Origin of the sequence: Schaalia georgiae DSM 6843, assembly GCF_000429245.1 — a bacterium.
Taxonomy (GTDB): Bacteria; Actinomycetota; Actinomycetes; order Actinomycetales; family Actinomycetaceae; genus Pauljensenia; species Pauljensenia georgiae.
In genome coordinates this window covers 90,783-105,421 of record NZ_KE386870.1, presented here as the reverse complement: position 1 = coordinate 105,421, position 14,639 = coordinate 90,783, and the positions used below count along the sequence as shown (strand labels likewise).

At 69.8% G+C, this 14,639-nt stretch carries 10 protein-coding genes and 1 pseudogene; 2 read left to right on the top strand and 9 right to left on the bottom strand.

What is annotated here, in order from left to right:
• Nucleotides 1-350: 350 nt before the first annotated feature.
• The 7 genes from G447_RS0109010 to moaA form a co-directional block, all read right to left on the bottom strand.
• On the bottom strand, nt 351-1,340 hold the full coding sequence (locus G447_RS0109010; RefSeq protein ID WP_026430804.1) for a MoaD/ThiS family protein: 990 nt from the start codon (nt 1,338-1,340) through the stop codon (nt 351-353).
• A 202-nt stretch (nt 1,341-1,542) separates the two neighbouring features.
• The gene (narI, locus tag G447_RS0109005; RefSeq protein ID WP_026430803.1) at nt 1,543-2,316 is read right to left on the bottom strand and encodes a respiratory nitrate reductase subunit gamma; all 774 of its coding nucleotides are present in this window, start codon (nt 2,314-2,316) and stop codon (nt 1,543-1,545) included.
• Between the two features lie 4 nt (nt 2,317-2,320).
• On the bottom strand, nt 2,321-3,010 hold the full coding sequence (narJ, locus tag G447_RS0109000) for a nitrate reductase molybdenum cofactor assembly chaperone (RefSeq protein ID WP_026430802.1): 690 nt from the start codon (nt 3,008-3,010) through the stop codon (nt 2,321-2,323).
• Nucleotides 3,007-4,557, bottom strand: a complete 1,551-nt coding sequence (gene narH, locus G447_RS0108995; protein ID WP_026430801.1) for a nitrate reductase subunit beta — start codon at nt 4,555-4,557, stop codon at nt 3,007-3,009. The genes narJ and narH overlap by 4 nt, the downstream gene beginning before the upstream one ends.
• Nucleotides 4,557-8,330, bottom strand: a complete 3,774-nt coding sequence (locus G447_RS0108990) for a nitrate reductase subunit alpha (RefSeq protein WP_026430800.1) — start codon at nt 8,328-8,330, stop codon at nt 4,557-4,559. Before G447_RS0108990 ends, narH begins: the two co-directional genes overlap by 1 nt.
• 67 nt (nt 8,331-8,397) lie before the next feature.
• Entirely contained in the window at nt 8,398-9,753 is a 1,356-nt protein-coding gene (locus G447_RS0108985; RefSeq protein WP_005870814.1) for an MFS transporter, read from the bottom strand.
• A gap of 228 nt (nt 9,754-9,981) precedes the next feature.
• Entirely contained in the window at nt 9,982-11,046 is a 1,065-nt protein-coding gene (gene moaA, locus G447_RS0108980) for a GTP 3',8-cyclase MoaA (protein ID WP_005870798.1), read from the bottom strand.
• Nucleotides 11,047-11,233: 187 nt separating this feature from the next.
• On the opposite strand from moaA, the gene G447_RS0108975 reads away from it, so the two are divergent.
• Nucleotides 11,234-12,550: a molybdopterin molybdotransferase MoeA gene (locus G447_RS0108975; RefSeq protein WP_026430799.1), complete on the top strand. Its 1,317-nt coding sequence runs from the start codon at nt 11,234-11,236 to the stop codon at nt 12,548-12,550.
• Nucleotides 12,547-13,023, top strand: a complete 477-nt coding sequence (gene moaC, locus G447_RS0108970) for a cyclic pyranopterin monophosphate synthase MoaC (RefSeq protein ID WP_005870818.1) — start codon at nt 12,547-12,549, stop codon at nt 13,021-13,023. Before G447_RS0108975 ends, moaC begins: the two co-directional genes overlap by 4 nt.
• Before the next feature lie 196 nt (nt 13,024-13,219).
• Here moaC and G447_RS0108965 read toward each other — a convergent pair whose 3' ends face one another.
• Entirely contained in the window at nt 13,220-14,194 is a 975-nt protein-coding gene (locus G447_RS0108965; protein ID WP_026430798.1) for a serine hydrolase domain-containing protein, read from the bottom strand.
• 255 nt (nt 14,195-14,449) lie between these two features.
• Nucleotides 14,450-14,639, bottom strand: a pseudogene (locus G447_RS12110) (MogA/MoaB family molybdenum cofactor biosynthesis protein); the annotation flags it as partial.

Below are 14,639 nucleotides of genomic sequence, written 5' to 3'. Positions count from 1 at the left end.
CCAACGACCCCACCTACACCTACAGAGGAACAGACCCCACCATCATCAACACCCACCCCGACCGCACCGCCCTGGGCACCTCACCCCGATACCACCAGGCGAAGGACTCGGAATAGACCCCTATCACCGCACCACCCAGCGGCATCCGGCACCCAGCCGACGACGCAGCGGCCAACGGCATCCCCAAACCCACAACCCGGCGCCCGCCGCTCGAAGCGGGCACAAGGCACAAGGCCTCCCGACCCCACCACACAGAGCACAACGACAATCCCTATGCGCGCGAGGACGGAAGCAGAGCCCACCAGTCGTAGGCGGATCGCACGAAAAGGGACCGAGCAGGCCGCGCCGCCTCAGCCGCCCGCGAAGGGCGGGAGCACGTCGACCCGCGCCCCCGGGGCCAAGGGGGTGTCCAGCGTCGCGGATCGCTCGTTCACCAGGTAGCTCGACACGTCCAGGACCGGCGCCAGCGCCGGATCGGATTCGCGCAGGAGCCCCACCAGGGCGCCCAGGGTGGCGGGCGCCTCGTCCGACGGGATCTCCCGCGTGTCGCCGCCCGCCGCCTCGGCGGCCCCCCCGAAGAAGCGAAGGGTCGTCGCCAACGGCTTGGGCCGGGGGCCCACCGCGGCCTCCAAGTGGACCACCAGGACCATCGGATCCGTGTCGTCCTGCTCCAAACGCCACGTCGCCACACCCGTCGCCGTGCGCTCGAAGACGCGCTCGACGATGCCGCGCCGCAGCTCGAAAGCGAGGCCGTCGGGGGCGTCCGCCTCCGCGAAGGGGCACGCCGTGAGGACGACGGCCAACGGGTCCTCAGCCCTCGGCTGGGCGCCGAACCCCATCGCCGTGAGGAAGAGACGCACCTTACCCATGTGTCCGGCGATGCTGAACCCCTCGGCCGCCTCCCTGTGGCTGTGCTCGGGGACGTTCATCTCACTCAAAGCCGCGTCGGCCCACCTGTGCCCGATGGAACGGGCCGCGGCCGCCGGATCCTCCAAGTCCATCCGTAGCCACGCGAACACCGAATGGGCGAACTGGCCGAGCATCTGCGCGGCGAAAGCCGGATCGGCCGGCATGGAGGTCGAGTACCCCAGCGCCGGGCGCCCCCGCCCCTGCGAGGGCAACTGCTCCCGCTCGATGAGGCCCAGGTCCAGCAGTCCCTCGAGGGTCTCGCGCACCGAGGAGACGTGCAGATCGGACTCCTGCGCCAGTTGCGCCACGGTCACCGGTTGGGCGTGGCGCGAGATGCGCTCGAGAAGCGCGTGCTGGGCGGGCGTCAGGGACACCATCGCCGACAACGTGTCCGCGAGGCGCCTCGGCTGGGCCGTCTCATTCGTCATCATTCGTCCTTCGTCTCGACTGCGTCCATCCGCCCGGTCGGCGGCCCACCGGGCCCGCGCCCGCGCCGCCGACACCCCATCAGTTACTAATTAATCTTGGGATAGTCTACTCACAAGCGCTCCCGCCCCGCACGGCCAATCCCCCTGACAGACCCCGACCGCAGCGCGGAACGAAAGACGGGCGGGCCCGACCGTCGGACCGTCGTCAGTCGGACATCCCCCCGCGCGTGCGCGCGGCCTCGCGGCGCCCATCGCGCGCCCTGTAGACCACGGGCGGCCGGGCGATGTAGCCCACCGGCGCCGAGACCGCGTGCACCAGCCTCGTGAACGGCCACAAGCCCAGTAGCAGCAGGCCCGCCACGATGTGCAACTTGAACGTGAGGGGCACGTCCACCATGAGCCGCGCCTGCGGCTGCAGGTAGAAGATCGAGCGGAACCACACCGAGATAGTCTCGCGGTAGTCGTAGCCGTCGTGCCCGCCCAGCACTTGGTTGACGACCGTCGCCACCGCGCCCAGCGCTACGGGGACCGACAGCATCACGTAGGTGACGATGTCCATGCGGGTCGTCGCCACCCGCACCGACTTGACGACGACGCGCCTGTAGACCAGCGCCACCAGGCCCACCACGGTCATCAGTCCGGCGATCGTGCCCGGGATCGTCGCCATCAAATGGTACGCGTGCTCCGAGACCCCCACCGCGCTCGTGAACGACTTCGGCACGGCCAGGCCCATGACGTGCCCCAGGAACACGAAGAGCACGCCGAAGTGGAACAACGGCGACGCCCAGCGCAAGATGGTCGGCTCGTTCCACTGGGAGGAACGGGAGGTCCAGCCGTACTGGTCCGTCTTGTAGCGCCACACGAGCCCGACCACCAGAACCGTGAACACGATATAGGGCAGCACCACCCACAGGACGACATCGACGAGCCCCAGGGAAGCGGGGACCCCCGCGGGCGCGCTCGCAGGAACGAAGAACATGGCTTCACCTTTCCATCGTGGTGTCCGAGGCGGGGGACGGCGTGGCGCTCAGATCGCCGATGCCGACCAGTTCCGTTGGGGGCCCCTGGCTGACGAGGCGGTGGAAGCCCTCCAGGGTCTCCTCATCGGGCTCGGGCAGGGTCGCCACCAGCGCGTCCAATAGGCCCGCGTAGGGTGATTCCGCGCTGCGCAGCGCCGTGCGGATCACCTCGATGCCCTCCCGGTTGGACCGCAGCAGCGCCTCCGCCGTGCCCGTCCCGTCCAGGGCCGCGAACTCGAGGACCACGGGCAGGTGGTCGGGCAGCTCCTCGCGCCTCATCTCGAAGCCCGCCCTCCGCAGAACCTCCTTGAAGGCCAGGATCGCCTGGCCCCGACCCCGCGTGTCCCCGTGCGTGTAGTACGTCAGGCCCAGGGCGCACCGGCGCCTCTGGTCGAAGGTCTCCACGTAGTGGACCTGCATGGCGCGCACCCCGGCCCCCCGGGCGGCGCGTGTGAAGGCCCCCAGGGGTGCGGACGCCTCATCGGGCAGCGCCGCCAGCTCGGCCTCCACGGCGCCGACCTTGTCCAGGAAGTCATCGCCGGGGTAGTCCAGCAACAGCGACACCGCCATGCGCACGGCGCGGCGGTCCGCCTCGGGCATCTCACACTCCGGGGCCGCAGTGGGGATGCGGGGGATCCCGACGAAGGTGCTCATCTGACGACCTCGAGGGGCAGCATCGTGCGCCCCTCAGGACTGGATCCGCCCATCGGGCGGTTCGACGTGGCGGGGACCAGACCGTGGAAGGCCTCGGCGTCGTAGGACACCGGGCAGCCCTCGAGCTCCTTGATGCCACGCGGCATCTCGGGGTGGGCGGTGGGGATGACGTAGCGGTCGTCGTACTTGGCGATCGACAGCAGCCGGTACATCTCCTGGATCTTCTGCCCGCTCATGCCCACGGACGCGGGGATCGCCTCGTCCCCCTCCCGTCCGACGTACACGTCGCGCATGTAGGAGCGCATCGCGGCCAGGCGGCGCAGGCTCAGCTCGACCGGGGCCGTGTCGCCCGCCGAGAACAGGCCCGCCAGGTACTCCAGGGGGATGCGCATCTGCGAGATCGCTGAGAGCAGCACCTTGTGGTCCTCGCCGTCGTTGCCGCTCGCCGTCACCTGGTCCACCACCGGCGACAGCGGGGGCACGTACCACACCATCGGCAGGGTGCGGAACTCCGGGTGCAGGGGCAGTGCGACCTCGTACTCGGTGATGAGCTTCCAGATCGGGGACTCCTGGGCGGCGCGGATCCACGAGTGCGGCACGCCGCTGGCCCGCGCCCCGGCCACCACCTGCGGATCGTTGGGATCCAGCAGGATCTCGCGCTGGGCGCGGTACAGGTCGCGCTCGTCAGCCTGCGAGGCCGCCCACCCCACGCGGTCGGCGTCGTAGAGCAGGACGCCCAGGTAGCGCAGGCGCCCCACGCAGGTCTCCGAGCACACGGTCGGTTCCCCGACCTCCAAGCGCGGGTAGCACAGGGTGCACTTCTCGGCCTTGCCCGTGTTGTGGTTGAAATAGACCTTCTTGTAGGGGCACGCCGACACGCACATGCGCCAGCCGCGGCAGGCGTCCTGGTCCACCAGGACGATGCCGTCCTCCGTGCGCTTGTACATGGCGCCCGACGGGCACGCCGACACGCACGTGGGGTTCAAGCAGTGCTCGCAGATGCGCGGCAGGTAGAACATGTACGCGTCTTCGATGGTTTTGGCGACCTGGATATTCATCTGCTGCAGCACCGGGTCGTGGTCGAGGGTCTCCATCGAGCCCCCCAGGTCGTCGTCCCAGTTCGGGCCCCACTCGGGCTTGTCGATGTGCTCGCCCGTGATCCGCGATTTCGCGCGGGCGGTCGGGATCGCGCGCGAGCCCGCCGGCGCCTGGAGCAGCTTGTCGTACTCGTAGGTCCACGGCTCGTAGTAGTCCGCCATCCCCGGCATCGTCGGGTTCGCGAAGATCTTCGCCAGTGATGCGACGCGACCGCCCTGGCGGGGCACGAGGCGCCCCGTCGCAGTGCGTTTCCAGCCGCCCTTCCACTTCTTCTGGTCCTCCCAGCCGCGCGGGTAGCCCACGCCCGGCCGGGTCTCGACATTGTTGAACCAGATGTACTCGGTGCCCTCGCGGTTCGTCCACACCTGCTTGCAGGTGACCGAGCACGTGTGGCAGCCGATGCACTTGTCGAGGTTCATCACCATCGCGATCTGGGCCATGACCTTCATCAGAATTGCACCTCCTGGGAGCGGCGGCGGATCACCGTGACCTCGTCCCGGTTGTTGCCCGTGGGGCCGTAGTAGTTGAACGCGTAGGAGAACTGCGCGTACCCGCCGGCCAGGTGGGTCGGCTTGATGAAGATCCGCGTCAGCGAGTTGTGCGTGCCACCGCGCTTGCCCGACCCCTCGTTCAGCGGGGTGTTGATCTGGCGGTCCTGGGCGTGGTGCATGAACACCGTGCCCTCGGGGATGCGGTGCGAGACGACCGCGCGCGCCGTCACCGTGCCGTTGCGGTTCTTCGCCTCGATCCACTCGTTGTCGCGCACGCCGATCTTCTCGGCGTCGGCCGGGCTCATCCAGACCGTCTGGCCACCGCGGCCCAGCGTCAGCATGTACGGGTTGTCGTAGTACTGGGAGTGGATGGCCCACTTGTTGTGGATCGTCAAGTAGCGCACGGCGACCTCGGCCTGGCCCGACTGGCCGGGACGGTGGTCACCGACCGGACGCTCACCGTAAATGTGCGCTAGGTCGAGCGGAGGACGGAAGACGGGCAGGGCCTCGCCCATGTCCATCATCCAGTCGTGGTCGACGTAGAACTGCGGGCGGCCGGTCAACGTGTGCCACGGTTTTCGGCACTCGAGGTTCTGGACGAAGGCGCTGTAGCGGCGCCCACCGTGCTCGGAGCCGGACCACTCGGGGCTGGTGATGACGCTGCGGGGCTGCAAGACCGTGTCCTGGTAGGTGATCTTCTTCTCCTCATCGCCCTCGCTAAGGAACGCCATCTCGTTGCCCACGCGCTTCTCCAGCGTACGGAAGCCCTGCGTGGCGAGCGCGCCGTTCGTGGTGCCCGAGAAACGGAGCGCCATGTTCGCCGCCTTGATCGCGGTGTCGCACAGGGGCGCGCCCTCACCCGCGTTGCCGTCCATGGGCGCGCGGCCGTTGAGGCCGCCGAGCTGTTCGTACTCCGCCTGGACGTTGAAGGCGACGCCCTTCGCAGCCAGGCCGGCCTGGGTCAGGAGCGGACCTATGCGGTCGAACTTATAGCCGATCTGCGTGTAGTCGCGCTTGATCGGAACCAGCTTCGGCATGGTTTTGCCGGGCGTCCACGTCTGCTGGGGAACGATGCCATCGGCCATGGTCATGGCGTCCGGGGAGTCGTGGCCGAGGGGCACGGCGACGATGTCCGTCTGCGTGCCCAGATGATCGGCAGCCATGCGCCCCACGAGGTGCGCCAGGGTCTGGAAGATCTCGAAGTCCGTGCGGGCCTCCCACGGCGGGTTCACCGCCTCGTCGAAGCAGTGCATGTACGGGTGCATGTCCGTGGAGGACAGGTCGTGCTTCTCGTACCACGTGGCCGCGGGAAGGACCACATCCGAGTGCAGGGTCGTCGACGTGTTGCGGAAGTCAGCGACCCACATGAGATCCAGCTTGCCGGGGTGGGCGTCGCGCCAGTTCACGGATGCGGGGCGGTTGCCCTCCTCCAGCTCGGTGGCATTGACCTCGTTGCCGGTTCCCAGCATGTGGCGCAGGAAGAACTCCGTGCCCTTGGCCGACGAACCCAGCAGGTTCGTGCGCCAGTTCGCCAGGATCTTCGGGACATTGTGGTGCGCGTCCGGGTCCTCGATCGCGAAGCGCAGGCGGCCGGCCCGCAGCTCCTGGGACACGTACTGGGCGGGGGGCACGCCGGCCTCGGCTGCCTCGCGGCCCAGCTGCGTGGAGGACTTCGAGAACGTCGGGTAGCAGGGCATCCAGCCGCGCTGGACGGACTCGACCAGGGTGTCCACCATCTGCTTGCCATCCAGGTGCGAGGACTTGATCGGGTTGGCCATAGCCGAGGCCGAAGCGCCGTCGTAGCGCCACTGGCCGGTCGTCATGTAGTACCAGCCGGTGGAGATCATCTGGCGCGGCGGGCGCGCCCAGTCCAGGGCGAAGGCGAAGGAGCCCCAGCCCATGATCGGGCGGACCTTCTCCTGGCCGACGTAGTGCGCCCAACCACCGCCGTTGCGGCCCTGGGTGCCGCACATCTCGGTCAGGGCCAGGAAGGTCCGGTAGATCTCGTCGGAGTGGTAGTAGTGGTTCGTCCCGGCGCCCATGAGGATCATCGAGCGGCCCCCGGTCTCGACCGCGTTGGTGGCGAACTCCCGGCCGATCTTGATGGCGGCGCCGGCGGGGACGGAGGTGAACTCCTCCTGCCAGGCGGGGGTTCCCGGCGTGGAGGCGTCCATGTAGTCGGCGGGCCACTGTCCGGGCAAGCCCTCGCGCTCGACCGCGTAGTTGGCCAGCAGGATGTCGTACACGGTGGTCACGAGGCGGCCGTTCACGCGGCGCGCGGGGACGCCGCGCAGCACGTGGCCGCCGCCGATGGAAGCCTGGCCTGGGGCGGCCGGCAGGTCGAAGCGCGGCAGGGCGATCTCGACGCCCTCCCACTGGTCGGTCTCCATCATGGACAGGACGGGGGCGACGCCGTCCATGTTGAGGTTCCAGTGGCCGGCCCCCTGCTCGCCGAAGCGGTCCGCCAGCGTGCCGCCCGGGTCCCGGACGGTGCCGTCGGCCTCGATGACGAGGGGGCGGAACTGGTTGTTCTCGGTGCGCTCGGTGGTGCCCTCGGGCATCTTGGCGGCCGTCAAGAACTTGCCGGGCACCAGGGTCTTCGGATCGATACCGTCGTGGGCGCCCTCGCCGACCTCGTTGATCTCGACCAGGAAGGGGGAGTCCGTGTAGCGCGTCATGTAGTCCAGGAACATGGGCTCGCGCTTGCCGACGTGGAACTCCTTGAGGATGACGTGGCCCATCGCCTGGGCCAGGGCACCGTCCGTTCCCGGCTGGACGCGCAGCCAGTCGTCCGCGAACTTCGTGTTGTCGGCGAAGTCCGGTGAGACAACGACGACCTTCTGGCCGTGGTAGCGGGCCTCGGCCATGAAGTGCGCGTCGGGTGTGCGTGTCAACGGCAGGTTCGTGCCCCACATGATGAGGTACTGGCTGTTGAACCAGTCGCCGGCCTCGGGCACGTCCGTCTGGTCGCCGAACACCTGCGGACTGGCCGGGGGGAGGTCGGCGTACCAGTCGTAGAAGGAGAGCATGGTGGCGCCGATGAGCTCGTGGAAGCGCGCTCCCGCGCCGTAGGAGATCATCGACATGGCGGGAATGACGGAGAATCCTGCGATTCGGTCGGGTCCGTACTGCTTGATCGTGTGGACGTAGGCCGAGGCGACGATCTCCATCGCCTCCTCCCACGACACGCGGACCATGCCACCGCGTCCGCGCTGCGTCTTGTAGGCGCGGGCCTTGTCGGGATCCTCGACGACGTCAGCCCAGGCGTCCACCGGGTCGCCCAGGCGCGCCTTGGCCTCGCGGAACATGTCGAGCAGGACGCCGCGCACGTAGGGGTACTTGATGCGGGTGGGCGAGTACTCGTACCAGGAGAACGCGGCGCCGCGCGGGCAGCCGCGCGGCTCGTACTCGGGCATGTCGGCGCCGGTGGACGGGTAGTCGGTCTGCTGGGTCTCCCAGGTGATGATGCCGTCCTTGACGTAGATCTTCCACGAGCACGAGCCCGTGCAATTCACACCGTGGGTGGAGCGCACGATCTTGTCATAGCTCCAGCGCTTGCGGTAGAAGGCATCCCCCTCGCGGCCGCCCTCGAGGAAGAGCTGGCGCGCGTCGGCAGAGGCCTTGCCGCGGCGCAGCCATGATCCGAGCGCGAACAGCGCGGCTCCCGTGGCGGGTGTGGACTGGCCGTCGTAGACGGGGAAGGCCATCTGCGGAGGTTCGGTGGACGTCATGGGAGCTCCTGGGAGTTGGTCGACGAGGCGGGGGACGGTCGCGGGGCAGTGGGCGCAGCGCCCGCCATCAGCCCGGGTAGGGGGCGCCCTTGCGCGCGTACATGACCCAGCACAAGATCGCGCACGCGACGCAGAAGACGGCGCATCCGAGGAAGAAGGCCCAGGCGCCCGCGGTGCCCACCGCCGACAGGGCGACGCCGACCAGGAACGGGCCCAGGGAGGCGACCGCAGAGGTGAAGCCGATGGCGCCGCCCGCCTGGCGGGCGGGCATGATCATGGGCATCTGCTTGAAGGTGCCGGCATTGCCGAAACCGGAGAACAGGAACATGGTGAGCATGAGCGCCATGAAGATGTAGAAGTCCGTCCAACCGGTGGGGTTGCGCAGGACCCAGGCCACGCCGAAGAGGGCGACGGCCATGCCGACGGCGGAGATGAACGTCCAGATCGCGCCGCCCATGCGGTCGCAGAAGGGGCCCCAGGACATGCGGATAACCGAACCGATCAGGGGGCCCAGGAACGCGAAAGTCGCCCCCAGGACGGGCAGGCCGAGAGAGGACTCACGGCCGAACTGGTTGTTGATCAGCAGGCCGAAGACGGCGGAGAAACCGGAGAAGAGGCCGAAGGTCATGACGTAGAGGATGGTCATGTACCAGGTGTTGGGGTTGGAGAAGATGTCGAGCTGCTGCTTGATGTTGGCCTTGACGGGAACGTCGCGCAGCCAGACGAAAGCCAGGATCGCAGCCAGGACGCACCACGGGACGAAGAAGATCGCCACGTTGTACACCCAGATGTGCTCACCCGCATTATCGCCGCTGACCTGCGTCTGGGGGGCCAGCCACGTCAGGCCGAAGAGGCCGAAGCCCATGAGGAAGGGGCCAATCAGCTGGATGACGCTTATGCCCAGGTTTCCGATGCCCCCCTGCAGGCCCAGGGCCGTGCCCGACAGGCGCTTGGGGAAGAAGTAGCCGGTGGAGGGCATATAGCCCGAGAAGGAACCGCCGCCGACACCGCCCATGAAGGCCAGGGCCAGTAGGACCCAGTAGGGGGTCGTGTTGTCCTGGACCACGTAGAACCAGCCCAGCATGGGCAGGATGCACAGCAGGGAGGTGATGCCCACGAGCTTGCGCGTGCCGATCAGCGGGGGCAAGAACATGTAGACGAGGCGCAGGATGCCGGCGGCGAGGCCGGGCAGGGCCGTGAGCCAGTAGAGCTGCGACTTGTCCAGGTTGAATCCGAGGAGTGTGAGTTTCGGGGCGATCGCGCTGGGCAGGAACCAGACGCAGAACGCCAGGATCATCGAGTAGGTCGTGATCCATAGGGTCCGCCAAGCGAGCTTCGAGTCCCACTTCGAGTCGTCGTTGGGGTTCCAGTCCTTCAGGACGTAACGGCTGGCGGTCTTGGCGCCGTCGTCGTTCGCGCTCATGGTTGTCCTCGTGTGTGTGGGGTGTGAGGGGCCAGTAGGCCGACCCGTCACAACTGTTTTAGTCGGAGACTACCAACACAAATGCTCTGACGACCCCTTTACGCGTTGAACGGGGATAACGGACACTATTCGTTGCACTGCCGCGACAGCGGCGCGCCCGACGCCGCCCCTCCCCGGGGCACGCACCGCGGACTTCCGTCACAACGGTTTTGCGGAATTAAAACGGGTTCACCCCCCGATTCTGCTCATCGTGCGCGACGGGCGCGCGAAAGCGTCCGTGTCCAGGCCATGGGCGGCGGGCTTGGCCCACATCGCGTCGGCCCACGCACGGGCCAGCTCCTGATCGCTGGCGCCCCCGCGCAACCGCGCGCGCAGGTCGAACTCCTCAGTGGAGAACAGGCACGAGCGTATCTGACCGTCCGAGGTCAGGCGGGTGCGGTCGCACGCCCCGCAGAAGGGCTCGGACACCGAGGCGATGATGCCAACGGTCCGACAGGGGTCGCCGTCGACCATCCACCGCGCAGCGGGGGCGTGGGGGTCCTCGCGGGGGAGGGGGCTCAACTCGTGGCGCACCGACATGATGTGGAGGATCTCGTCGGCCGTGAGGATCCGCCGGCGGTCCCATGTGTCGGGCGGGCCGATGGGCATCTGCTCGATGACCCGCAGTTCGATGCCCCGCTCCAGGCAGTAATCGACCAAGTCGGGCAGGCCCGCCTCGTTGACGCCGCGCAGCACCAGGGTGTTGACCTTGACCGGCGCCAGGCCTGCCTCGACGGCTGCGTCGATGCCCGCGAGCACGTCCCCCAGGCGGTCGCGGCGGGTGATCGCGGCGAAACGCGCGGGGTCCAGCGTATCGAGGGAGATGTTCACGCGCCCCAGCCCCGCGGCCCTCAGCGAGTGGGCGCGCCTGGCCAGCCCCAGCGCGTTCGTCGTCATCGCGAGGTCGGGGGCCCGCCCCTGGTCGGTCGTCAGTTCCGCGCAGCCCGCGATGATCCCCTCCAGGCCCCGGCGGAGCAGCGGCTCGCCACCGGTGAACCGGACCTGTCGGATCCCGAGCTCCTCGACGCCGATGCGGACCAGGCGGACGACCTCCTCGTCGGTGAGGGTGGCCTCGGAGGGCAACCAGTCCAAGCCCTCGGGTGGCATGCAGTAGGAGCAGCGCAGGTTGCACCTGTCGGTCAGGGACACGCGCAGGTCGCGCGCCACGCGCCCGAAGCGGTCGACGAGTCCCGGGCGCGCAGTCGAGGCGGCCCCGAGGCGCGCGGAACCGGAGGACTGGAGTTCGAGGGGCATGGCGCAACCCTACCGCGCGCAAGGGCGTTCCTCCGGTCACGGCCGGGGGAGCGGCTCCTGAAAGGCGCGCCCCGGGGCGGCGGCACGAGGGACGAGCCGGCCCCAAAGAGGGCGCGCCGCCATGGACCAGCGCTCCGCGACGAAAGTCCTGCTCACCGTCTGAGGCCGCCGCTCGTAGAATGTCCCCATGCGCGATCCCGAACTGACGATCCCGGAGCACCGCGACCTCGTCGAGGCGCTCGCCCAGCCGCTGCCCGCCGTGGAGGCGCCGCTGGAGTCGTGCACGGGGGCGGTCCTGGCCGAGGACGTGCGGGCGGCGGTCCCCGTGCCGCCTTTCACGAACTCGGCCATGGACGGCTTCGCCCTGCGCTTCGACGACATCGCCGGGCTCGCGGCGCCCGTGACGCTGTCCGTCCTGGGGGACATCCCCGCCGGCGACACCATCCCCCGCGAGTGCCGCCCCGGGGCGGCGTGGCGGATCATGACGGGCGCGCCGATGCCCGCCGGCGCCGACACCGTCGTGCGGGTCGAGGCCACCGACCACTCCCCCGGCGTCGCGGAGGCGCCCGAGGAGGTCACGATCTCGCGGCTCCCCGAAAGGGGTGCTGACGTGCGCCATCGGGGCGAGGCGGTCGAGCCCGGGGACATCGTCGTGCGGGCGGGGGCGGTGCTGCGCGGCCAGGAGCTGGCGGCCGCCGCATCGGTCGGGCACGGGGCCCTGCGCGTCCACCCGCGCCCCCGCGTCGTCATCGTCACCACTGGAGCAGAACTCGCCGCCGCCGGCGACGGCCTCGCCCACGGGCAGATCCCGGACTCCAACGGCTTCCTCCTGCGCGGCCTCGTCGAGGAAGCGGGAGGGGTCGTGGCCGCCCACCTGCGCACCGGGGACTCCCCCGGACAGCTGCGCGCCGCCCTCGACCGCGCGCCCCTGGCGGACCTGGTCATCACGGCGGGCGGCATCTCCCAGGGCGCCCACGAGGTGGTGCGCCGAGCACTTGGCGCCGACGCGGGCTTCCACCGCGTCGCCCAGCAGCCGGGGGGTCCCCAGGGAGTCGGGCGCACCCGCGTCGGCGACGGCGAGGCGCCCGTCGTCTGCCTGCCGGGGAACCCCGTCTCCGTATTCGTCTCCTTCCACGTGTACGTGGCGCGGGCGCTGGCCGTCATGGCCCACCGCCTGCCCAAGCGCCGCGGCATCACAGCCCCCCGGACGGCCCCGGCGGTCGCTGCGGCGCCCTGGCGCTCGCCCCGGGGCAAGACCCAGTTCATCCCCCTGCGCCCGGCCGGCCCGGACGAGGCAGGGGCCGCAGGACTGCCAGTGCCCCCCGAAGCACTGCCCGTCGTCCCCGTCCACGCCCTCGGGTCAAAGTCGCACCTGGTCGCCTCCCTGCCCGGCGCCGACTTCATCGGAGTGGTCCCACCCGCCACGACGCGGATCGGCCCCGGCGACCAGTTGGACGTGATCGACTGCTCCCACTGGGACACCGCCGCGGGGGGCGCGCGATGACCGCATTCACCCACCTCGACGAGTCGGGCGCCGCGCGCATGGTCGACGTCACCGCCAAACAGCCGACGGTCCGCGAGGCCACCGCCTCGGCCCGCGTCGACGTGTCGCCCCGCGTCATGGGGGCGCTGCGCACGGGCACCGTCCCCAAGGGCGATGTCCTGGCCGTCGCCCGTATCGCGGGCATCGGAGCGGCGAAACGCGTTCCCGACCTGCTGCCCCTGGCGCACACCATCGGCGTCCATGGGTGCGAGGTCGGGCTGTCCCTGGAGGAGGACCACGTCGCCATCACCGCGACCGTGCGCACCGCAGACCGGACGGGCGTCGAGATGGAGGCCCTCACCTCGGTGACAGTCGCCGCGCTGGCGGTCATCGACATGGTCAAGGGCGTCGACCGCTCCGCCCGTATCCGCGAAGCGAAGATCACCCGCAAGTCCGGCGGGCGCAGCGGCGAGTGGGCGCGCCCCGCGGACTGACGCCCGGGCACTCCCTCGGCCGGACCAGGGCCGCTACCGCGCGGCCCCACGGCCGGACCAGGGCCGCTGCCGCGCGACACCGAGAGCCTGTCGGTCCACCGGCCCACCGCGCGCACCCGCGGGCCCCTCGGAAGTCGGCGCCCCCGTCGATGCCCCGCCGTGGGCACCCGCCCACCACCGGATCGGAGCGCCCCCGCTACCGCGCCGTGGCGAGCATCCGGTAGACCACATCGAAGGGGCGGCGCGCGATCTGGTTGATCGTGCCGCACACGTAGGCGTCCTTCGAGGGGCAGTAGAAGGCGAAACTGCCAGTCGTCCCGCTGTGCCCCACGATCTCGGGGGCGGGGACGAGGGGCGATAGGACGCGCGGCACCGCGAGCCGCATCATCCCGCTGCCGTAACGCAGTGGGACGAACTGGGTGGGCCGGAAAACCGGGTCCGCGATGTGCGCCGGGTCGAACAACCCGCCGTTGAAGAACGCGCGCAGGAAGGCCATCAACTCCGTGTTCGTCGCGATCACGCCACCGCGGGCCGTCTGGCTGGCGAGGTACTGGCCGCATTCCACGGCCCTCTTCCCGTGGTAGACGGGCTCCACCCGCTCCCCCGCCGCCGCGTAGTGGGTGGCCGTGAGCCCGAGGGGGCGGCAGACGGCCTCATCGAGCAAGTGGTGGATGGTAACGCCTGCCACCGCCTCGGCGACCCGGCCCAGCACCATGGCGTTCGCGTCGGAGTAGTGCGCGCGCCGCCCGGGCGTCCGCTTCGCGGGGATGCGCGCGAGGATCCCCAGGGCGTCGTCGTAGTCGACCGCCCGGTCCCCGCCCGGTCGCAGCAGCTGCTCGAACAGCACGGTGCCGTCGCGCTGGCGCTCCGACTCGAAGTCCGCGAAACCCGTGGTCTGGTCGATGAGTTGGCGGACCGTCACCGAGGCGCCGTGGGGCAGGCGCCCAACCTCCTCGGCCGGCAGCAGGGAGCCCAGCTCCGCGTCGTAGCCCACCAGTCCTTGGTCGATGAGGCGGAAGACGATCGCGTGCGTGTACAACTTGGACACGGAGGCCGTGGCGAACGGGGTCTGCTGGGTCATACCGCCTTTGACGGCTTCGGCAGTCGCGCCGCCCTGGTGGAGCAGGACCGCCGCGGAGTGGATGCTCGAGTGCTTGAGGATGGCGCCCATGCTGTGAATGCCCTTCCACTGTGGACCCGCTTCGTTCCAGATGATCGAATTCTAGCGGCCCGGCCCCACAGGGCGCGCCGGTCCGCACCCCGGGACCCCCGGGTTGCGCACACAAGGACCCTGATTTACGAAGCACAAGTTGCACACAAGGGCATGATTCCGCCGATCAGTGCGGTCGCGTGTTGCGTAATCCCACCCGTTGTGTGCGGCGTGGACGGCGGCGGCCCCAGGACCACCCCCCGCCGATGCGCCAAGTCACCCGTGGTCGCCCCCGTCCAGTTGGTCGATGATATGGGCCACCAGCGGCCCCACGACCGCGACGGCGTCGGCCACGCCACCGCACGATCCCGGGGCGTTGATGACGAGGACGCCCCCCCGGCCCCCGCTCGGTGACGCCGACGAGGCCCCGGGACAGGCACGCGGCGGGGGTGCTCGCCTCCCCACG